The organism is Massilia sp. UMI-21 (assembly GCA_015277795.1).
GTDB lineage: Bacteria > Pseudomonadota > Gammaproteobacteria > Burkholderiales > Burkholderiaceae_D > Telluria.
The window spans coordinates 4,082,163-4,103,273 of sequence record CP063848.1 but is presented as its reverse complement, the minus strand read 5'-3'; the positions used below and the strand labels follow the sequence as shown (position 1 = coordinate 4,103,273).

Below are 21,111 nucleotides of genomic sequence, written 5' to 3'. Positions count from 1 at the left end.
GGGCGCTGTATAAAACGGACAAGCCGGCCGGATCTCGTGCCGCTTGCCCCGCCCCACGTCCCACGTCCCACATTCCACGTTCCACGTCCTCCGCGCAGGCGAACCCTGGCTTCGCCTGTCACTCGGCGACCGAAGTCGGCTTGATCTTGCCGCAGTCGCTGCTCAGCCATTTGCCGGAGCCGCTGGTTTTGTGGGTCATTGGCTTTCCGTCCGGACCTGTCACGGTTGTCAGCGACTCGAAGGTGTAGGCTTTCTCCCCTTGGTATTTCAGGCTCGCCTCGATGCTCATCCGAGGACGCGTGCAGTGCATGCTCACTTGCATGCCGCCAGGCAGCGGCGATGCCTTGCGCGTGCACGACTCCGTTCCCTTGTTGCCGAGGAAGTCCAGGTTGGCGAGGTTTTCCCGCGTGACGCAGGTTTTCGTGCGTACGCCTTCGCTCGTGAATTCCGTCCCTCGCGCCTCCAGTTCGGCCAGCGTCGATGCGATCCGCTTGCGCTGCTCGGGCGGCATCGAGGCCATCTGCTCTTTCATTTGTCCCACGTAGGCCGCCATCGGATTGCCTTTGGCCTGGCCGGGCATGGTCATGTCGAACTGCCACAGTCCAGGCTTGATGTTGACCTGTTGCGCCGCTGCGTTGGAGGCGCAGATGCCGGCAAGCGCAAAGAGGGGGAGTGCAATCAGTCTCGTTCTCATGGTTTCTCCTGAAAGGATAGGCAGCAGTGGCCAGTGTAGTCGATTCGTTGCGGTATTTATACTGCCGGCCCGACTCCGCGTCCGGGTGTGGTCCGGGGAAGGAAGTGTCACGCCAACGTGCAAGTTCCGGTCAGCGCGGGTTTGGCCGCCGCTTCCACCACGAATTCACCTGCGCCGGAGGTCCTGCGTAAAGTAACCAGGCTGCCCAGCGTGATCGGTGCGCGAAAGCGGCAACTGATGCGAATCGCCTGGCGGTCGCCGTCGTGTTCGAGCGCTGCACAGGCCTTCGCCAGCGTGTGCATGCCATGGATGATCGGCGTCCGCATGCCCATCAGGCGCGCGCTCCAGCGGTACAGGTGGATCGGATTCCAGTCGCCGGACAGGCGGGCATAGCGGCGGCCTGCCGCAGCGTCCAGCGTCCATTGCGCCAGCGCTGCGCCGGACGGCGCAAGGGCGGCCTCCGCCGGCTTTGCCCCACCGCGTTCGCCCCGTCGGATCAGGTAGGTGCTGCTGCAGGCGAACACCGGCGCGTCGTCGGCGCTGCCGTTCGTCTCGAGCACGCAGCGCAAGGCACCGCTGGACGAGGGCGGCAGCAGGCGCAGCACGGTGCGCAGCAGCAGCGGCTGATCGGGTGCGACAGGGCCGAACTCCTCGAGCGTATTCTCCATGTGGACCAGGCCAGCGATCCGGAAAGGAAAGCGCCGGTCGAGCATGGTCGCCAGGTGGGCGCGCTGGGCCGGCAGGTACCACCAGGTCAGCGGAATGTGCTCACCCGGGAAAGCGAAGGCCGCGCGGTAACGCGCAATCTCTTCCAGCGGCAAGCGGTCGAGGCGATATTCGGTGACCAGTTCCGGCAGCGCCGAAGGAAGGGGACGCTGCGGACGCTTGAACAAGGCCCGCAGCAGCGTGACAACCCCCATGGCCGGCAGCGCCGGCACATGGGACTGCATGGAACCAGGCATCAGCCCTCGGCCACGCGCTGCGCGATGTGCGCCAGCGCCGCGTCCACCTGGTCGATCAGGATCAGGCACAGGTCGCCGGTGTCCAGGCGCGACAGCGCGCGGTCGATGGCGACGAATTCGCCGTTTATCTCTTCCACGTGGCTGGTGCGGGTGGCGCCATCGAGGCCTTTGCGCAGGAGCGCGATGACCTCGCCGTCGGCGCGGCCGCGCTGGCACTGGTCCTGGTACAGCAGCACCTCATCAAAAGCCTTGCCGAGGATCGCGGTCTGCTCGCTGATGTCCTGGTCGCGGCGGTCGCCGGCGCCGCTGATCACCACCGAGCGGCGCTTGCCCGGCATGCTTTCCACGGCGTTGACCAGGGCGGCGATCGCGTCCGGGTTGTGGCCGTAGTCGGCGATCACGGTGGCGCCCCGGTAGTCGAACACATTGAAGCGGCCCGGCGCGTTGTCGCTCTCGCCCACGAAGGTCTTCAGGCCGACGCGGATCTTGTCCCAGGCGATGCCCACGCCCCAGGCGGCGGCCACCGACGCCATCACGTTCTCGACCTGGAAGCCGACCGCGCCGTTGCGGGTGATCGGCACTTCGCCCAGCGGCACGCGCTGCTCGAACTTGCCCTCGGCCGCGACCAGCTGATTGTCTTCGACGAAGACCACGCGCCGGCCCTGGGCGCGGTGCATCGCCATGACCGGGTTGCCGACGTCGAGCGCGAAGAAGGTGACGTCGCCGCGGGTGGTCTCGGCCATGGCGGCCACGGTCGGATCGGCCGCGTTCAGCACGGCCACGCCGCCCTCCGCCACGTTCTGCACGATCACGCGCTTGAGCACCGCCAGGTCTTCCAGGGTGGTGATGTAGTTCAGGCCGAGGTGGTCGCCGGCGCCGATGTTGGTCACCACCGCCACCTGGCAGCGGTCGAAGGCCAGGCCTTCGCGCAGCAGGCCGCCGCGCGCGGTCTCGAACACGGCCGCGTCGACGTCCGGGTGCAGCAGCACGTTGCGCGCGCTGCGCGGGCCCGAGCAGTCGCCGCTGTCGATGCGGCGGCCTTCGATGTAGACGCCATCGGTGTTGGTCATGCCGGTGCGCAGGCCGGAGGCGGTGAGCAGGTGCGCGATCAGGCGCACGGTGGTGGTCTTGCCGTTGGTGCCGGTCACGGCCACCACCGGGATGCGGCCGTCCTCGCCGTCCTTGAACAGGGTCGAGACGATGGCTTCGCCGATCGGGCGGGGCTTGCCGAACGAAGGCGACAGGTGCATGCGCAGGCCCGGCGCGGCGTTGACCTCGACGATGCCGCCGTGCTGCTCTTCGATGGGTTTCAGGACGCTGTCGCACACCAGGTCGACGCCGCAGATGTCCAGGCCGATCATGTGGGCGGCCGCGATGCAGCGCTCGGCGACCTCCGGATGGACGTCGTCGGTGACGTCGGTGGCGCTGCCGCCGGTCGACAGGTTGGCGTTATTGCGCAGCACCACGCGCTGGCCGTGGCTGGGCACCGAGTCGGCGTTCATGCCGTGCTTGGCGAGCGTGGCCAGGGCGATGTCGTCGAAGCGGATCTTGGTCAGCGAGGTGGCATGGCCGTCGCCGCGGCGCGGGTCCTTGTTGACCTGCTCGACCAGCTCGCGCACGCTGTGCACGCCGTCGCCCACCACCTGGGGCGGGTCGCGGCGTGCCGCCGCCACCAGCTTGTCGCCGATGACCAGCACGCGGTAGTCGTGGCCCGGCAGGTAGCGCTCGACCAGGATGTCGTCGCGGAATTCCGACGCGGCATGGAAGCCCGCCGTCAGCTGTTCTTTCGTCGTGACGTTGACGGTCACGCCCTTGCCCTGGTTGCCGTCCTTCGGCTTGATCACGACCGGCAGGCCGACTTCCAGTGCCGCCGCCCAGGCGTCCTCCGGGTCGCGCACGCCGCGGCCCATCGGCACCGGCACGCCGGCGGCGTCGAGCAGCTTCTTGGTCAGCTCCTTGTCCTGGGCGATGGTTTCGGCGATCGCGCCGGTGGCGTCGATCTCGGCTGCCTGGATGCGGCGCTGGCGGCTGCCCCAGCCGAACTGCACCAGGCTGCCCTCGGTCAGGCGGCGGAACGGAATGTTGCGGCTGACTGCAGCCTGCACGATGGCGCCGGTGGAGGGGCCGAGGCGCACGTCCTCGTCCAGTTCGCGCAGGCGCGCCAGGGCGGCGTCCAGGTCGAAGGCGGCGTCCTGGCGGGCCGCATCGATCAGTTCCCGGGCCAGCGCCAATGCCAGGCGGCCGACGTCTTCCTCGCTGTACTCGACCACCACCTGGTAGATGCCGCGCTCCAGCGTGGCGGTGGTACGGCTGAAGGTGACCGGGCAGCCGGCTTCGGCCTGCAGCACCAGCGCGACGCGCTCGAGCACCTGGGCCATCGGGACCCTGTCGTCGTGGCCGTAGGGCTGCAGGTGGCCCAGTTGCGGGAAGCGGGCGCGCAGGCGCGTCGCGAAGCCGGGCAGGTCGCCGACCGATTCTTCGTCAAGGGTGCAGGCGACGATCGCTTCCACCGAGGTGTGATGGCTCCAGAGGTTGGGACCACGCAGGGCCCGTACGCGAGATACTTCCATAAACCTTCAGTCTTTTCAGTCTTGTTAGTGAGTCGGTTTCTTCGGCGTGGCGTCGAACGCACGCAGGCCGCCGCAGATCAGGTCGGTGGGCACGCCCAGCGCCCAGGCCGCGGCCACCGCCGCCAGCACGCTGTCCGGATGCTTCACCGTCGCCGGCGGGATCCGGGCCAGGTCGAGCAGCGCGGTCTCGATGCCGCCTTCGGCCAGGGTGATGCGATTGTCGCGCACGAACACGACGCGCTCGCCGGCCGCGCGGTGCGCCGCCACCACCGGGTTGTGCTCGTCGAGCGCATAGAAGATCACGCGCCCGTCCGACAGTTCGGCCAGCGCCGCCACCGCGTCGTTGGCGGCGTTCAGCACGGCCGCGCCTTCCGGCAGGATCACGTCGACCTGGCTGCGGATCACGTTGCGCAGGCCGTCCTGGTCCTGGATGTGGAGATCGGCCAGGCCGTCCAGGCCTTCCATGTCGGTGACGATGCCGACCAGGCAGCGGTCGTAGGGCAGGCCTTCGAGCAGGATCGAGCGCGCGTTCGACTCGAACACGGCGGTCTGCACGGTGCGGTTGATCAGGAGGCGCTGGCCGGCCTCGAAGCCGGTCGCATCGCGGCTGGAAACTTCGCGCGCGTCGAGGTACAGGCCCTCGCCGTTGGCCACGCCGACATGCTTGCCGGTGATGTGGACCAGGCAGCCCACCAGGCGCGCGATCAGGCTGGTGCCGAGCGTGCCGGTGACGCCGACCACCGGGATGCGGCCGTCGTTGTCGTCCTGGCCTTCGCCGAACAGGTGATCGATGATGGCCTTGCCGACGTTGCGCGGCTGGCCGCTGGCCGGCTTGATGTGGGCCAGCAGGCCCGGGCTCGAATTGACTTCGATGATCGCGCCGCGCTGTTCTTCCAGTGGACGCGAGATGTCCTCGCACACCAGGTCGATGCCGGCCACGTCCAGGCCGACGATGCGCGCGGCCAGCGCCGCCGCGTGCGCGACCGAAGGATGGACCAGGTCGGTGACGTCGTCGGCGACGTTGCCGTTCACCTGGATCAGCACCTTCTGTCCGGGCTGCGGTACGGATTCCGGCGTGAGACCCTGGCGCTTCAGGTCGAGCATGATTTCTTCGCTTTCGTGCGGCCGGACGGGGCCGAGCGGGAATTCCTCGCTTTCGCCGCGACGCGGATCGGTGTTGATCTGGCTGTCGCACAGCTGGCTCACGGTCTGCTTGCCGTCGCCCACGGCCCACAGCGACTCGCCGCGGGCGGCGGCCACCACCTCGCGGCCCACCACCAGCAGGCGGTGCTCGTTGCCGGGGATGAAGCGCTCGACCAGCACCGACTTGCTGTCGCCCTCGTGCGAGGCGATCGCGTAGGCGGCGACGATATCGGCTTCGGTCATCAGGTTGAGCGTCACGCCGCGCCCGTGGTTGCCGTCGACCGGCTTGACCACGACCGGCAGGCCGATGTCCTGGGCTTCTTCCCAGGCCTGTTCGGCGCTGCGCACCAGGGCGCCTTCCGGCACCGGCACGCCGCAGGAGGCGAGCAGGGTCTTGGTCAGGTCCTTGTCGCTGGCGATGCCTTCGCCGATGGCGCTGGTGCGGTCGGTCTCGGCGGTCCAGATGCGGCGCTGGGCGGCGCCATGGCCGAGCTGCACCAGGTTGCCTTCGGTGAGGCGGATCGCGGGAATGCGGCGTTCGGTGGCGGCGTCGACGATGTGCGCGGTCGACGGGCCCAGGCAGTAGCGGTCCACCAGGCTTGTCAGGTGCTGCACGGTGGCGGCCATGTCGAACGGGGTGTCGTTGATGGCCGCCATCATGAGCCGGTGGCCGGCATCGAGGGCGGCGCGGCCGACGACTTCGTCGCGGGTGCGGAAGGCCATCTTGTAGACGCCGCGCCGGCCGGTCGAGCGGGTCTTGCCGAAGCCGGTCTTCATGCCGGCCATGTTCTGCAACTCGAGCACGACATGCTCGAGGATGTGGCCGGCCCAGGTGCCGTCGCGCAGGCGCTCCAGGAAGCCGCCGCGGTGGCCGACGCCGCAATGGTGTTCGACCAGGCCCGGGAGCCAGGCGGCCAGGCGCTCGGCGAAGCCGGGCAGGGTGTTGGACGGGAAGTCTTCGAGCTCGCCGATGTCGAGCCAGGCCTCGATTACCGGTCGGTAGGTCCAGATGTTCGGGCCGCGCAGGTGGTTCACGCGGAGGAACTTGATGTCGTTCTTCTTGTTCATGAAAAAATGTCTTTGCCGGCTGCGGGCGTCCTGCGCGCCGCCGTCTTTACCTTTGGTTGCCTGCCTGTTACTCACGGTAGCCCGAGTCGGCTTTCCGCAGCGCACATCAGGTTTACTTGCTGGCCCGAAATTACCGCGCCGCTTGCTTTTTTTCCTAGCGGGACTATTCCTGTCATCCAAAAGATACGCAGAAACGTTAAGCCTGTTTGTGGAGCGTTTGATCCAAACAGGCATTCCGGCAGTCCCGTGCCAAGCTGCTATTTACTGCTTGTAGCTACATGACTGCTTGTAGCCGCATTTGCCGCATTGCTAGCTCCCACCAGAACCCATGCCTGATCTCGGGCGCAAACCATGACAACTCAACAACTTGCTATTCCGTCGTCCCTGGCGGTCGCCGCCGCCGTGTTGCCCCAACATTGGCAAAATGACGTTACGAAACAGCTTGCACCAGGGGAAAACGTTTTAGGCAGCGTCGAGGTTGACCTCGATACGAAATTACGTTTCAAGAAAGGCCTGGTGGTGGTGACCAGCCGCCGCCTGCTGGCCAAGGCCCCGGGCGAAGACGCCTGGCGCGACTGGGCCTACCGTCCCGGGCTGGCCCTGCGCCACCACGACCATGCCGGCGTCGGCCACCTGGAGCTGGTCGATGCCGAGGGCCTGCTGGCGGCCTGGCGCTTCACCCTGGGCCAGAACCTGGGGGCGATCCGGGTGGTCGACCATTTCGTCGAACAGCTCAAGAGCGCCGTGAGCGGCGTGCCGGTGAGCTTGCCGGACCAGCACAGTTGCCCAAGCTGCAAGGCGCCGCTCGAGGCCGACGACGCCGAATGCGCGGTGTGCGCCAAGGTGCTGCACACGCCGCCGTCCACCTGGACCCTGTTCCGTTTGTGGCGCTTCGCCCGGCCCTACAAGGGCCAGCTGCTGGTCGGCTTCCTGCTGATGCTCGGCTCGACCGGCGCGCACATGATTCCGCCTTACCTGACCAAGCCGCTGATGGACAACGTGTTGATTCCGTACCAGAACGGCGAGACCATCGACACCGCGCTGGTCTACCTGTACATGGGCGGCCTGTTCGGCGCGGCGATGCTGGCCTGGGCGCTGGGCTGGGGCAAGACCTACGTGCTGGCGCTGGCCTCCGAGCGCATCAGCGCCGACTTGCGCTCGACCACCTACGAACACCTGCTGCGCCTGTCGCTGGAATACTTCGGCGGCAAGCGCACCGGCGACCTGATGTCGCGCATCGGCAGCGGTTCGGACCGGATCAGCGTGTTCCTGTCGCTGCACCTGCTCGACTTCCTGTCGGACGTCCTCCTGATCATCATGACGGGCGTGATCCTGTTTTCCATGAACCCCTGGCTGGCACTGGTGACGCTGGTGCCGCTGCCGTTCATCGCCTGGATGATCCACGTGGTGCGCGACAGGCTGCGCACCGGCTTCGAGAAGATCGACCGGGTCTGGGGCGAGGTCACCAACGTGCTGGCCGATACCATTCCCGGCATCCGGGTGGTCAAGGCCTTCGCCCAGGAGAAGCGCGAAGCGGCGCGTTTCCGCGAAGCGAACAAGCACAATTTGGCCGTCAACGACAAGTTGAACAAGGTCTGGTCGCTGTTCTCGCCCACCGTCTCGCTGCTGACCGAAATGGGCCTGCTGGTGATCTGGTGCTTCGGCATCTGGCAGGTGTCGCAGGGCGACATCACGGTGGGCACCCTGACCGCCTTCATCGCCTACAGCGGCCGTTTCTACGTCAAGCTCGACTCGATGAGCCGCATCGTGTCGGTGACCCAGAAATCGGCCTCGGCCGCCAAGCGCATCTTCGACATCCTCGATCACGTCTCGAGCGTGCCGGACCCGGCCAACCCGGTGCGGGTCGACAAGGTGGCCGGCAACATCGAGCTGCGCGAAGTCGGTTTCCGCTACGGCAACCGGGCCGTGAACCGCGGCATTTCGCTGAAGATCAAGGCCGGCGAGATGGTCGGCCTGGTCGGCCATTCGGGCTCGGGCAAGAGCACGCTGGTGAACCTGATCTGCCGCTTCTACGACGTGGCCGAAGGTGCGATCCTGCTCGACGGGACCGACATCCGCAGTTTCGCGGTGGCCGACTACCGTCGCCACATCGGCCTGGTGCTGCAGGAGCCCTTCCTGTTCTTCGGCACCATCGCCGAGAACATCGCCTACGGCAAGCCGGGCGCCACCCGCGAAGAGATCATCGCGGCGGCGCGCGCCGCCCACGCCCACGAGTTCATCCTGCGCCTGCCGCAGGGCTACGATTCGATGGTGGGCGAGCGCGGCCAGGGCCTGTCGGGCGGCGAGCGCCAGCGTATCTCGATCGCGCGCGCGCTGCTGATCGACCCGCCGATCCTGATCCTGGACGAGGCGACGTCCTCGGTGGACTCGGAGACCGAGAAGGAAATCCAGAAGGCGCTCGACAACCTGGTGCAGGGCCGCACCACGATCGCCATCGCGCACCGCCTGTCCACGCTGCACCGGGCCGACCGCCTGGTGGTGCTGGACCGCGGCGTGGTGGTGGAAGAGGGTAGCCACGATGTCCTGATGGCGCGCGAGGGCGCCTACCACCGCCTCTACGAAGCGCAGGCGCGCAACGTGGACCAGGATCCGGACGATGTTGAATGAATGCGGGACGAATGATGACGACGACTTTTCAACTGCGCCGCGATGCGTTCGGCAAACTGGTCTTGACCACCCCTGAGGGCGAGGAGCACCTGGGCGTGATCCCGGTGCGCGCCTTCCCGATCCAGGCGCCCACGCGCGGCATTTCGATGGTGCGCGAGGGCGGCAAGGAAGTGGCCTGGATCGACGACCTGGACACGCTGCCGGAACAGGTCCGGCACCTGATCCAGGAAGAGATCGAGGGGCGCGAGTTCATCCCCGAGATCGAGCACATCAAGGAGGTGTCGAGCTTCGCCACGCCCTGCACCTGGTATGTGCGGACCGACCGCGGCGACACCGAGTTCGTGCTGAAGGTGGACGAGGACATCCGCCGCATCGGCGAAGCCTCGCTGCTGATCTCGGACAGCCACGGCATCAACTTCCTGGTGCGCGACATGTTCCATATCGACAAGCACAGCCGCAAGATCCTGGACCGCTTCCTGTAAGACGCGCCGTTTCGACGCATCCGTGCTACCGTTTTCCTTTGACATGAACGGGAGAAGGCAATGCAACGGACTGCACTGGTCGTGGGCGCAAGCGGCATCGGTGGGAATCACACGGCGCGCGCGCTGCTGGCGGAGGGCTGGACGGTCTACGGCCTGGCGCGCCGGCCCGGCAGCGACATCCCGGGGCTGATCCCGGTCGCGGCCGACCTGCTCGACGAAGCGGGCCTGGCCGCCGCGCTGAAGGACGTGGCGCCGACCCACGTCTTCATCACCACCTGGATGCGCCAGGCCACGGAGAGCGAGAACATCCGCGTCAATGCGGCGATGGTGCGCAACCTGCTGTCCGCGCTGTCGGATCGAAAAACGCTGCGCCACGTCGCCCTGGTCACCGGCCTGAAGCACTACCTCGGCCCGTTCGAGGCCTATGCTGCCGCCGGCACGCTGCCGGACACGCCGCTGCGCGAAAGCCAGCCGCGCCTGCCCGTCGAGAATTTCTATTACGCGCAGGAAGACGAGGTGTACGCGGCGGCCGCGCGCGACCGCTTCACCTGGAGCATCCACCGCCCGCATACGATCGTCGGCATGGCGGTCGGCAATGCGATGAACCTCGGCACCACGCTGGCGGTATACGCCAGTATCTGCAAGGAGACCGGGCGCCCGTTCCAGTTCCCCGGTTCCGGCGCGCAGTGGAACGGCCTGTCCGACGTGACCGATGCGCGCATGTTGGCCCGGCAGCTCGTGTGGGCGGCCGATACCGACGCCGCGCGCAACGAAGCCTTCAATATCGTCAACGGCGACCTGTTCCGCTGGAGCTGGCTGTGGGGGCGCATCGCCGACTGGTTCGGCGTGCAGGCCGCCGGCTTCAGCGGCACGGTACAGCCGCTCGAAGCGGCCATGGCGAACGACCATGCCCTGTGGCGCGACATCGCCGGCCGCCACGGACTGCTCGAATCCGATCTCGACCGCCTGGCCTCGCCCTGGCATACCGACCTCGATCTGGGCCGCCCGATCGAGGTGATGACCGACATGGCGCGCAGCCGCAAGCTCGGGTTTTCGGCCTACCAGGCCACCGACGACTCGTTCTTCGACCTGTTCGCCCAGCTGCGCGCGGCGCGCCTGATTCCTTGAATGGAAGGTCGCTGCCGCCGCTTGCCGCGGCGGCGCGGCGGTGCTAAATTAGTTAACACGTTAACTAATTCCGCACCATGGTTCCGGACCACTTTTCGATTTCCGCCATCGATGGCGTCGCCCTCGGGGCCAGCTGCTGGACCGTGCCCGGCGCCGTCGCCACCGTCGTGCTGCACCCGGCGACGGCGGTGACGCAAGGGTTCTATGCACCCTTCGCCGGCTACCTGGCCGGGCTCGGGTTCAACGTGCTCACCTACGATTACCGCGGCACCGGGCGCTCGCGCCCGCGCAGCCTGCGCGGCTTCCAGGCCAGCATGTCGGACTGGATCGACCGCGATGTGGCGGCCGTCATGCGCTGGATCGAGGAGCGCTTCCCCGGACTGCCGCTGCTGGCGGTCGGCCACAGCGTGGGCGGCCATGCGATCGGCCTGTCGCCACACACGGCGTCGCTGGCGGCCGCGGTGCTGGTCGCCTCGCATGCCGGGGCCAGCCACGGCGTGCGCGGCCGCTTCGAACGGCTGCGCGTGCGCTTCGTGCTGCGGGTGCTGGCGCCGCTGCTGTGCGCGCTGTTCGGCTACATGCCGGGGCGCCGCATCGGCCTGGGCGAAGACCTGCCGCGCGGGGTCATGCTGCAGTGGGCCGGCTGGACCGCGCTGCCGCGCTATTTCTTCGACGACCCCGCCGTCGACGCGGCCGGGCGCATGGCGCGGGTCACGACCCCGCTGCTGGTGCTCGGCTTCAGCGACGATCCCTGGGCCAATCCGCAGGCGGTGGACATGCTGGTGTCGCACCTGGTCAACGCGCCGGTCCACCGTCACACCGTCCACCCGCGCGAGGCCGGGGTGCCGGCGGTCGGGCACATGGGTTTCTTCCGCCGCCGCTGCGAGGCCGGGCTGTGGAAGGAAGTAGGCGGCTGGCTGCTGGCCCAGGTCCAGCACCAGGACGAACAGCAGCGAGCGCACCATGGCGGCCGCTAGACCGCGCTTCGTTCAGCTGCTGGGCCGCGCCCAACGCGCGCTGCAGCGCTGGATCGAGGCGCGCCCCGAATCCTGGGAAGGCATCAGCGCCGCCCAGGTCGGCCTGTTGTTCGTGCTGCGCTCGCGCCAGGGGCAGCCGGCGGCGGTCGGCGAGATTGCCGGTGAACTGGGCGTGGCGCCGGCCGCCGTGACCAACCTGTCCAAGCGCATGCAGGCAGCCGGCATGCTCGAACGCGTGGCCGATGAGCAGGACGCGCGCCTGACGCGCCTGCGCATGACCGGTAGCGGCCGCGAGGCGAGTGCGCGGGCCGGCGCGGTGCTGGTGGAACTGAATGCCCGGCTGGCCGAAGGATTCACGCCGGCGGAGCTGCAGATCGTGGCGCGCTGGCTGGCTCGGGCCGCCGCGCTGGAGCCGGACGCGGGGCCGCGCTAGCCTGCGCCGGGCGTCAAGTAGCGTCCAATGTACGCGCGCCCACATACCTGCGAGCACGGAACAGCTAGAGTCGTCCCATCCGCCAAACCATACGGGAGACGCCATGGACTCGATCAACCGCAATCAGCCGGAACAGAACCGCCTCGACCTGAGCGGCCAGGAGGCCGCGCAGCGCCTCAAGGACATGGCGCAGGATGCCGACAGCTGCTTCTTCGTCACCCATGGCGGCGTCGGGCCGAGCCGGGGCGTGCGGCCGATGAGCGTGCGCGAGGCCGACGACGCCGGGCAACTGTGGTTCCTGAGTGCCGGCGACAGCCACAAGAACGCTGAAATCGCCGCCAATCCGGCGGTCAAGCTGTACTTCCAGAAAAATGCCCATGCCGGTTTCCTCGAACTGGAAGGCTATGCCGAGGTGATCACGGATCGCCGCCGCATCAAGGAGCTGTGGAACTTCATGCTCAAGACCTGGTTCACCGAAGGCGAGGACGACCCGCGCATCACCGCCATCCGGGTGATTCCGCGCCGCGGCTACTACTGGGACAACAAGCACGGCGACGCGGTGGCCGGGGCCAAGGTGGTGGTCGGCGCGGTGCTGGGCAAGACCCTCGACGATTCGATCGAGGGTACGCTCAGCTTCTGAGCGAAGCGGGCGATGTCCACGCTCCATTTCGTCGTCGTCAGCATCGGCTCGGCCGGCGACCTGTTCCCCTTCATGCGGGTGGCGCTGGCGCTGCGCGACCGTGGCCAGCGCGTCAGCATGCTCGGCCCGGAGCAGCACGCGCCCTTCGTGGCGCCCACCGGCCTGCCTTTCCACGGCCTGCCGGCCGACGAGGCGGTGCTCGACCATCCCGACCTGTGGCACCCGACGCGCGGCCTGGCCGTGGTCTGGAATGCGACGCGTCCGGCGATGGCGCGCATTCCCGCCTGGGTCGCGGCGCTGCCGCCGGACGAGCGCATCGTGCTGCTGGTGCATCCGCTGGCCCTGCCCGAAGCGGACCTGTGCCGCGCGGCCCGGCCCGGCCTGAAGGTGGCGGCGGCCTACCTGGCGCCGTCGAACCTGCCGACCGTGCACGATCCGCTGCTGCTGGGGCCATATCCCGTGCCGCGCTGGGTGCCGCCGGGCGCACGCCGCTGGCTGTGGCGCCGGCTGGGCGAGGCCCTGATCGATCCGGTCGCCTTGCCCAGCCTGAACGCCGCGCGCGCCGCGCATGGGCTGGCGCCGGTGGGCGACCTGATCGATTTCATCGTGAACGTGCCGGACCTGTCGGTGACCCTGTTCCCGGAATGGTTCGCGCCCACCCAGCCCGACTGGCCTCAGCCGCTGCTGCGCACCGGCTTTCCCCTGTACGACCCGTCCCCCCAGGACGCGCTCCCGCCCGACGTGGCGCGCTTCATTGAAGGAGGCGCGCCGCCGGTGGTGTTCACGCCGGGCACCGGCAACCGCCAGGCCGCGCATTACTTCCACTGCGCCCTGGACGCCTGCGCGCGGCTCGGCGCGCGCGCCATCCTGCTCACGCCCCACCGCGCGCAGCTGCCGGCCCACCTGCCGACGCCAGCGCTGTGGCGCGACTACCTGCCCTTGCGTGCGCTGCTCCCGCACGTGGCGGCCCTGGTCCACCACGGCGGCATCGGCACCACGGCCGAAGCCCTGCGCGCCGGCACGCCGCAACTGGTGGTGCCGCTGGCGCACGACCAGTTCGACAATGCGGCGCGGGTGCGGGCGCTGGGTGTCGGCGCCAGCCTGCGCGCCGCGCGCCTGCAGCCCGGGCGGCTCAGGAAACGCCTGGCGAAAATCGTCGATAATCAAGCGGTGGCCGATGCCTGCCGCCGGGCCGCGGCGGTGTGCGCGCCCGCCGAGCTCGGGCCCCTGTGCGACCGGCTGGCGGCGCTTGCCTTGTGAACTGTTGGCAAACGCACGGAAAATTCCCTGCGGATGGGATCAAATAGGCCTTCGAATCACGCTGCCGGGGAATCCATGCGTCACAAGCACAACGCGCCACAGGCCGCTGGCGAAAGCCGCGAAGGCTATGTCCGGGTGCGCGGCGCCCGCGAGCACAACCTGAAGAATGTCGACGTCGACATCCCGCGCGGCGCGCTGGTCGTCTTTACCGGCGTATCCGGTTCGGGCAAGTCCTCGCTGGCCTTCGGCACCCTGTACGCGGAAGCGCAGCGGCGCTACCTGGAGTCGGTGTCGCCCTACGCGCGGCGCCTGTTCCACCAGATGCCGGTGCCGGAAGTCGACGAGATCGACGGCCTGCCGCCGGCGGTGGCCCTGCAGCAGCAGCGCGGCTCGCCCACCGCGCGCTCCTCGGTAGGCAGCGTCAGCACCCTGTCGAATTCCCTGCGCATGCTGTACTCGCGCGCCGGCGACTATCCGCCCGGCCAGGAGCTGCTGTATGCCGAATCGTTCTCGCCGAATACCCCGGAAGGGGCCTGCCCGCAGTGCTCGGGCCTGGGCCGCGTCTATGAAGTCACCGAGCAGTCGCTGGTGCCGGACGATACGCTCACCATCCGCGAGCGGGCGGTGGCGGCCTGGCCGCCGGCCTGGCACGGCCAGAACCTGCGCGATATCCTGGTGACCATGGGCTACGATGTCGACACCCCCTGGCGCGACCTGCCGAAGAAGGACCGCGACTGGATCCTGTTCACCGACGAGACCCCGACCGTGCCGGTGTATGCCGGCCTGAGTCCGAAGGAAACGCGCGCCGCGCTCAGGCGCAAGGACACGCCCAGCTACCAGGGCACCTTTACCGGCGCGCGCCGCTACGTGCTGCAGACCTTCGCCAACACCGAGAGCGCCTCGATGAAGAAGCGCGTGGCGCGCTACATGGTGAGCACGGAGTGCCCGCTGTGCCACGGCAAGCGCCTGCGCCAGGAAGCGCTGTCGGTGACCTTCGCCGGCATCGACATCATGGACCTGTCGCGCATGCCGCTGGCGCGCCTGAGCGAACTGCTCGGACCCTACGCCGCCGGCAAGGCCGCCAGGGACAAGACGCGCGCAAAGGAACACCCGGAGCAGATGATCGTCACCCGGCGCATCGCCCAGGACCTGTGCGCGCGCCTGGGCGTGCTGCTCGAGCTCGGCCTGGGCTACCTGGCGCTGGACCGCAGCACGCCGACCCTGTCGCCGGGCGAGTTGCAGCGCCTGCGCCTGGCGACCCAGGTGCGCTCCAACCTGTTCGGCGTGGTCTACGTGCTGGACGAACCCTCGGCCGGCCTGCATCCGGCCGACACCGAAGCCCTGCTCGACGCCCTGGCCCAGTTAAAAAGCGCCGGCAACTCGCTGTTCGTGGTCGAGCATGCGCTGGATGTGATCCGGCGCGCCGACTGGATCGTCGACGTCGGCCCGGCCGCGGGCGAGCTGGGCGGACAGGTCCTGTACAGCGGCGTCCCCGATGGCCTGAAGAAAATCCAGGATTCGCAGACCCGCCGCTACCTGTTCGGCGAGGCGCCGCCGGCACGGCGCACGCCGCGCCAGCCGAGCGGCTGGCTGCGCCTGGAGGGCGTGCGGCGCAACAACCTGGACGGCATCGACGCCGCATTCCCGCTCGGCGTGATGAGCGCGGTGACCGGGGTCTCGGGCTCCGGCAAGTCCAGCCTGGTCAGCCAGGTACTGGTGGAGCTGGTCGGCGCCGCCCTGGGCCAGGCCAGGCCGGAGCATGAGGCGCCGGACGCCGACGAATCCGGCCTGGAGCAGGAAGCCGCGCTGCCGCTCGAGGGCCGCATCGTCGCCGGCATGGAGGGCATCCGGCGCATGGTGCGGGTCGACCAGAAGCCGATCGGCCGCACCCCGCGTTCCAACCTGGCCACCTACACCGGCCTGTTCGACCAGGTGCGCAAGCTGTTCGCCGCCACGCCGGACGCCCGCAAGCGCCGCTACGACGCCGGCCGTTTTTCCTTCAACGTGGCCAAGGGCCGCTGCGAGCACTGCGCGGGCGAGGGTTTCGTGATGGTCGAGCTGCTGTTCCTGCCCAGCGTCTACGCCCCGTGCCCGACCTGCGAGGGCGCGCGCTACAACGCCAAGACCCTCGAGGTGCGCTATCGCGACAGGAACATCGCCGAGGTACTGGGCATGACGGTGGGGGAGGCGATCCGCTTCTTCGAGGGCGAGCCGCTGGTCGAGCGTTCGCTGGCGGTGCTGGCGGAAGTGGGCCTGGACTACCTGCGCCTGGGCCAGCCTGCCACCGAGCTGTCGGGCGGCGAGGCGCAGCGCATCAAGCTGGCGGCCGAGTTGCAACGCGCCGGACGCGGCAACACCCTGTATGTGCTGGACGAACCGACCACCGGCCTGCATCCGCGGGACGCCGACCGCCTGGTGACCCAGCTCAATCGCCTGGTCGATGCCGGCAACACGGTCATCGTGGTCGAGCATACGATGCGGGTGGTGGCAGGCTGCGACTGGGTGATCGACGTCGGCCCCGGCGCCGGCGACCAAGGCGGCAAGCTGGTCTGCGCCGGGCCGCCGCAGGAGGTGGCGCGCTGCAAGGCGAGCCGGACCGCCCCCTACCTGGCGGCCCATCTGGCGTAGCGCCGCTGCGACAGCAGGACATTTCCTGGTCGACAAACCGATGTCCTCAGCACACTCAATTGTGTGACGGAAAACTGTTGTATCCGTTACACTTAGGATATTTTTCCCTTCACTTCCCCTCGCGCATGGCCGGCACCTCCATCGATAATCTACAGTTTCGCCGCATCCTGACCCGGAATGTGGCCTTGCCGCTGGCAATGAGCGTGGTCACGGCAATCGTGTTCATCGGCATCATTGCTTACCTGATCAGTATCCTGAACCGGGTCGAGCACTCCGAACGCGTGATCGGCAACGCACAGGAGGTCAGCAAGCTGGCCGCGGACATGGAAACCGGCATGCGCGGCTACCTGCTGGCCGGTGACGAGGCCTTCCTGTCGCCCTACCTGCTGGCGCTGCAGCGTGTGCGGAGCGGGCTGGACGGAGTGGCGGAGATGGTCGCCGACAATCCGGCCCAACGCGAGCGCGTCAAGCGTATCCAGGCCGCCCAGGCCCAATGGAAGGACTTCGCGGCCGAAATGGTCGAGCGCCGCCGGCGCAACGACCCCGCCTATATCGACGCCGTGCGCACCGGCCGCGGCAAGATCCTGACCGACGAGATCCGCCGCACCTTCGACGAGTTCCTGGACGTGGAGCGGCGCCTGCTGCGCGAGCGGAACGAGGATGCGCGCCGCGTCACCACCTGGTCGGTGGCCAGTTTCCTGCTGCTGAGCCTTTCGGTGGGAGGCGGGCTGGCCATGTTCGGTCGCCGCCAGCTGGTCACCCTGTCCACCTCCTACCAGGAGACCATCGAACACGAAGCCGAGCACAATGCCCAGCTGCGCCACCAGGACTGGCTGCGCACCGGCCAGGCCGAACTGGCCAGCCGCAGCGCCGGCATCCACACGCTCGAGCCGCTGGCCGAGGCGGTGCTGGGGCACGTGACGCGCTACCTGGACGGCGTGGTCGCGGCCATGTACGTGCGCAGCGAAGAAGGCACCCTGCGCCGCATCGGCGCCTACGGATTCGCCTACGACGCCACCGAGCATGCCCAGCTGATCCAGCCGACCGAATCGCTGGCCAGCCAGGCCGCCAACGAGAACCGCATCGTGCACCTGCGCGAGCTGCCGGACGACTATATCAAGGTCGGCTCGGCGCTGGGCGAAGCCTCGCCGCGCGAAATCCTGATCGCGCCCGTCTACAACTACGGCAAGGTCAAGGGTGTGATCGAAATCGGTTTCCTGCATGCGGCGACGGCGCGCGACCGCGAATTCATGGAGCTGATCGCGCCAAGCGTGGGGTCCTCGATGGCGGCGGTGCTGTACCGCCAGCGCCTGCAGCATGCGCTGGAAGAAACCCAGACCCTGAACGAGGAACTGCAGGTGCAGCAGGAAGAGCTGCGCACCGCCAACGAAGAGCTGGAGGAGCAGTCGCGCGCGCTCGAGGAGTCGCAGACCGCGCTGGAAAACCAGCAGTCCGAGCTGCGCGCCACCAACGACCAGCTGGCCGAGCAGGCGCTCAACCTCGACATGAAGAACACGGCGCTCACCGGCGCCCAGGAGCAGCTGCGCCAGCGCGCGCTGGAACTGGAACGCGCCAGCCGCTACAAGTCGGAATTCCTGGCCAATATGTCGCACGAACTGCGCACGCCGCTCAACAGTTCGCTGATCCTGGCCAAGCTGCTGGCCGATAACGTGGCCGGCAACCTCAACGAAGAGCAGGTGCGCTTCGCCCAGACCATCTACTCGGCCGGCAACGACCTGCTGCACCTGATTAACGACATCCTCGACATCTCCAAGGTCGAGGCGGGCAAGCTCGAACTGGTGCCGGAAGAGGTGCCGGTGCGCCGCATGGTCGAGGGCCTGGCGCGCAGTTTCGAGCCGCTGGCGCGTCAGAAGTCGCTCGACTTCAGCGTGGCCATCGAGCCGAACGTGCCGGCCGCGATCACCACCGACCGCCAGCGCGTGGAGCAGATCCTCAAGAACCTGCTGTCCAACGCCGTCAAGTTCACCGACAGCGGGGCCGTGCGCATGAGCGTCTCGGTCACGCCGGAAGGCTGGGTGCAGTTCGGGGTGCGCGACTCCGGCATCGGCATCGCCCCGGACCAGCACGACAAGATCTTCGAGGCCTTCCACCAGGCCGACGGCACCACCAGCCGCCGTTTCGGCGGCACCGGCCTGGGCCTGTCGATCTCGCGCGACCTCACCAGCCTGCTGGGCGGCACCCTGGGCGTGTCCAGCCAGCCGGGCGAGGGCAGCCTGTTCACCCTGAGCCTGCCACGCAACGGCGCGGTGTCGGCCACCCCGCCGGCCGCCCCGGCCATGGCGCAGGGCTTGCCGGCAGCGCCGGCCGCGCCGGCGATCGCGGCGACGCCGGCCCCGACCGCCGCCCCGGCGCCCTTCGAGCCCGCCGCCAGCTTCCCGGACGACCGCGACAAGCCGGCGGCCGTGTCGGGCGCCCGCTCGCGCACCGTGCTGGTGATCGAGGACGAACCGGAATTCGCGCGCATCCTGTTCGACCTGGCGCACGAACTCGACTACCGCTGCCTGGTGGGCCTGAGCGCCGGCGAAGGACTGGCCCTGGCCGCCAGCCAGAAGCCGGACGCCGTGCTGCTCGACATCCGCCTGCCGGACAGCTCGGGCCTGTCGGTGCTGCAGCAACTGAAGGACAATCCGGCCACCCGCCATATCCCGGTGCACATCGTGTCGAGCATGGACAACGGCGCCGAGGCGCTGCACCTGGGCGCGATCGGCTATGCGCTCAAGCCGACCAGCCGCGAACAGCTGGAGGAAGTGTTCCGCAAGCTGCAGGAAAAATCGAGCCAGAAGATCAAGCGCGTGCTGCTGGTCGAGGACGACGAGCGCCAGCGCGAGAGCGTGGTGCAGCTCATCGCCGATGCCGACGTCGAGATCGCGGCGGTGGGCACCGCCGGCGAAGCCCTGGCCCTGCTGCACGACCGGATCTTCGACTGCATGATCATCGACCTCAAGCTGCCCGACATGCAGGGCCGGGAGCTGCTCGAACGCATGTCGCACGAGGAGTTGTGCTCGTTCCCGCCGGTGATCGTCTACACCGGCCGCAACCTCACGCGCGACGAAGAGGCCGAACTGCTCAAGTATTCGCGCTCGATCATCATCAAGGGCGCCCGTTCGCCCGAGCGCCTGCTGGACGAGGTCACGCTGTTCCTGCACAAGGTCGAGAGCGAGCTCTCGTCCGAGCGCCAGACCATGCTCAAGGCCGTGCGCGGGCGCGACCGGGTGTTCGAAGGGCGTACCATCCTGCTGGTGGACGACGACGTGCGCAACGTGTTCGCACTGACCAGCGCGCTGGAGTCGCGCGGGGCGAAGGTCGAGGTCGGCCGGAACGGATTCGAGGCAATCGACAAGCTCGACCAGGTTCCAGGCATCGACCTGGTGCTGATGGACGTCATGATGCCGGGCATGGACGGCCTGGAAGCGACCCGCCGCATCCGCGCGGACGGCCGCTTCGACCGCCTGCCGATCATCGCGATCACCGCCAAGGCCATGAAGGACGACCAGGAACAGTGCCTGGCGGCCGGCGCCAACGACTACCTGGCCAAGCCGATCGACCTGAGCCGCCTGTATTCGCTGCTGCGCGTCTGGATGCCCGCACTGGAACGTATGTGAGCATACCGATGAACCCGAACAATCCCCCGGCGCCGCCGGACGACTTCGACATCGAGCTGAAGATGCTCATGGAAGCGGTCTACCTGAAATACAACTACGACTTCAGGGACTACACGGGGGCGTCGCAGAAGCGCCGCATCCTGGTCGCCATGCGCGAGATGGAGTGCGAGACCGTGTCCGCCCTGCAGGCCAAGGTGATGCATGCGCCGGACGGCTTCGCCCAGTTGCTGCAGTACCTGACGATTCCGGTCACCGAGATGTTCCGCGACCCGGAGTACTGGCAGGCGCTGCGCGAACACGTGCTGCCTTTCCTGAAGACCTATCCATCGCTGAAGATCTGGGTGGCCGGCTGCAGTACCGGAGAAGAGGTGTATTCGCTGGCGATCCTGCTGCAGGAAGAAGGGCTGCTCGAACGCACCATCATCTACGCCACCGACATCAATCCGGCATCGCTGGACGCGGCGCGCAAAGGCGTGTTTCCGCTCGACCGCATGCGGACCTATACCGAGAACTACCAGAAGGCGGGCGGCAAGGGTTCGTTCTCGGACTATTACACGGCAGCCTACAACGGCGCCCTGTTCAACCGCGTGCTGATCGAGAACGTGACCTTTGCCGACCACAGCCTGGCGACCGACAGCGTGTTCGCGGAGACCCACCTGGTCAGCTGCCGCAATGTGCTGATCTACTTCAACCGCAAGCTGCAGGACCGCGTGCTCGGCCTGTTCCACGAATCCTTGTGCTACCGCGGCTTCCTGGGGCTGGGCAGCAAGGAGAGCATCGAGTTCTCCAGCCACGCCGGGCGCTTCGACGTGCTGTTGCGACGCGAGCGCATCTACCGCAAGGGTGTCGCGTGACGGTCGAGCACAATGCGCCGG

The 21,111-nt window shown here is 68.2% G+C and carries 14 protein-coding genes; 10 read left to right on the top strand and 4 right to left on the bottom strand.

Translation table 11 applies throughout. From position 1 onward, the window contains the following. Positions 1–118 precede the first annotated feature (118 nt). From IM543_18085 to cphA (IM543_18070), 4 genes are all read right to left on the bottom strand, one after another. Positions 119–694 (bottom strand): DUF3617 domain-containing protein, encoded by a 576-nt coding sequence (locus IM543_18085; GenBank protein ID QOY93451.1) that lies wholly within the window; start codon positions 692–694, stop codon positions 119–121. Between the two features lie 107 nt (positions 695–801). After that, entirely contained in the window at positions 802–1,656 is an 855-nt protein-coding gene (locus IM543_18080) for a hypothetical protein (GenBank protein ID QOY93450.1), read from the bottom strand. After that, entirely contained in the window at positions 1,656–4,226 is a 2,571-nt protein-coding gene (gene cphA, locus IM543_18075) for a cyanophycin synthetase (GenBank protein ID QOY93449.1), read from the bottom strand. Before cphA (IM543_18075) ends, IM543_18080 begins: the two co-directional genes overlap by 1 nt. Before the next feature lie 24 nt (positions 4,227–4,250). Continuing rightward, the gene (gene cphA, locus IM543_18070; GenBank protein ID QOY93448.1) at positions 4,251–6,437 is read right to left on the bottom strand and encodes a cyanophycin synthetase; all 2,187 of its coding nucleotides are present in this window, start codon (positions 6,435–6,437) and stop codon (positions 4,251–4,253) included. Between the two features lie 351 nt (positions 6,438–6,788). Here cphA (IM543_18070) and IM543_18065 point away from each other — a divergent pair, with 351 nt between their 5' ends. From IM543_18065 to IM543_18020, 10 genes are all read left to right on the top strand, one after another. Then, complete coding sequence (locus IM543_18065; GenBank protein QOY93447.1) at positions 6,789–9,065, top strand: ABC transporter ATP-binding protein; 2,277 nt, start codon at positions 6,789–6,791, stop codon at positions 9,063–9,065. 11 nt (positions 9,066–9,076) lie between these two features. Then, positions 9,077–9,547, top strand: a complete 471-nt coding sequence (locus tag IM543_18060) for a DUF1854 domain-containing protein (GenBank protein QOY93446.1) — start codon at positions 9,077–9,079, stop codon at positions 9,545–9,547. A 60-nt stretch (positions 9,548–9,607) separates the two neighbouring features. Continuing rightward, on the top strand, positions 9,608–10,675 hold the full coding sequence (locus IM543_18055; GenBank protein ID QOY93445.1) for an SDR family oxidoreductase: 1,068 nt from the start codon (positions 9,608–9,610) through the stop codon (positions 10,673–10,675). A gap of 77 nt (positions 10,676–10,752) precedes the next feature. After that, complete coding sequence (locus IM543_18050; GenBank protein QOY93444.1) at positions 10,753–11,652, top strand: alpha/beta fold hydrolase; 900 nt, start codon at positions 10,753–10,755, stop codon at positions 11,650–11,652. Next, positions 11,639–12,085: a MarR family transcriptional regulator gene (locus IM543_18045; protein QOY93443.1), complete on the top strand. Its 447-nt coding sequence runs from the start codon at positions 11,639–11,641 to the stop codon at positions 12,083–12,085. The genes IM543_18050 and IM543_18045 overlap by 14 nt, the downstream gene beginning before the upstream one ends. A gap of 103 nt (positions 12,086–12,188) precedes the next feature. Beyond that, a complete protein-coding gene (locus IM543_18040) occupies positions 12,189–12,725 on the top strand; it encodes a pyridoxamine 5'-phosphate oxidase family protein (protein ID QOY93442.1) in 537 nt (178 codons plus the stop codon). Between the two features lie 12 nt (positions 12,726–12,737). Further along, entirely contained in the window at positions 12,738–13,985 is a 1,248-nt protein-coding gene (locus IM543_18035; GenBank protein QOY93441.1) for a glycosyltransferase family 1 protein, read from the top strand. A 75-nt stretch (positions 13,986–14,060) separates the two neighbouring features. Continuing rightward, the gene (locus tag IM543_18030) at positions 14,061–16,613 is read left to right on the top strand and encodes an excinuclease ABC subunit UvrA (protein ID QOY93440.1); all 2,553 of its coding nucleotides are present in this window, start codon (positions 14,061–14,063) and stop codon (positions 16,611–16,613) included. 125 nt (positions 16,614–16,738) lie between these two features. After that, positions 16,739–20,236, top strand: a complete 3,498-nt coding sequence (locus IM543_18025) for a response regulator (GenBank protein QOY93439.1) — start codon at positions 16,739–16,741, stop codon at positions 20,234–20,236. An 8-nt stretch (positions 20,237–20,244) separates the two neighbouring features. After that, complete coding sequence (locus IM543_18020; GenBank protein ID QOY96740.1) at positions 20,245–21,090, top strand: protein-glutamate O-methyltransferase CheR; 846 nt, start codon at positions 20,245–20,247, stop codon at positions 21,088–21,090. Positions 21,091–21,111 lie beyond the last annotated feature (21 nt).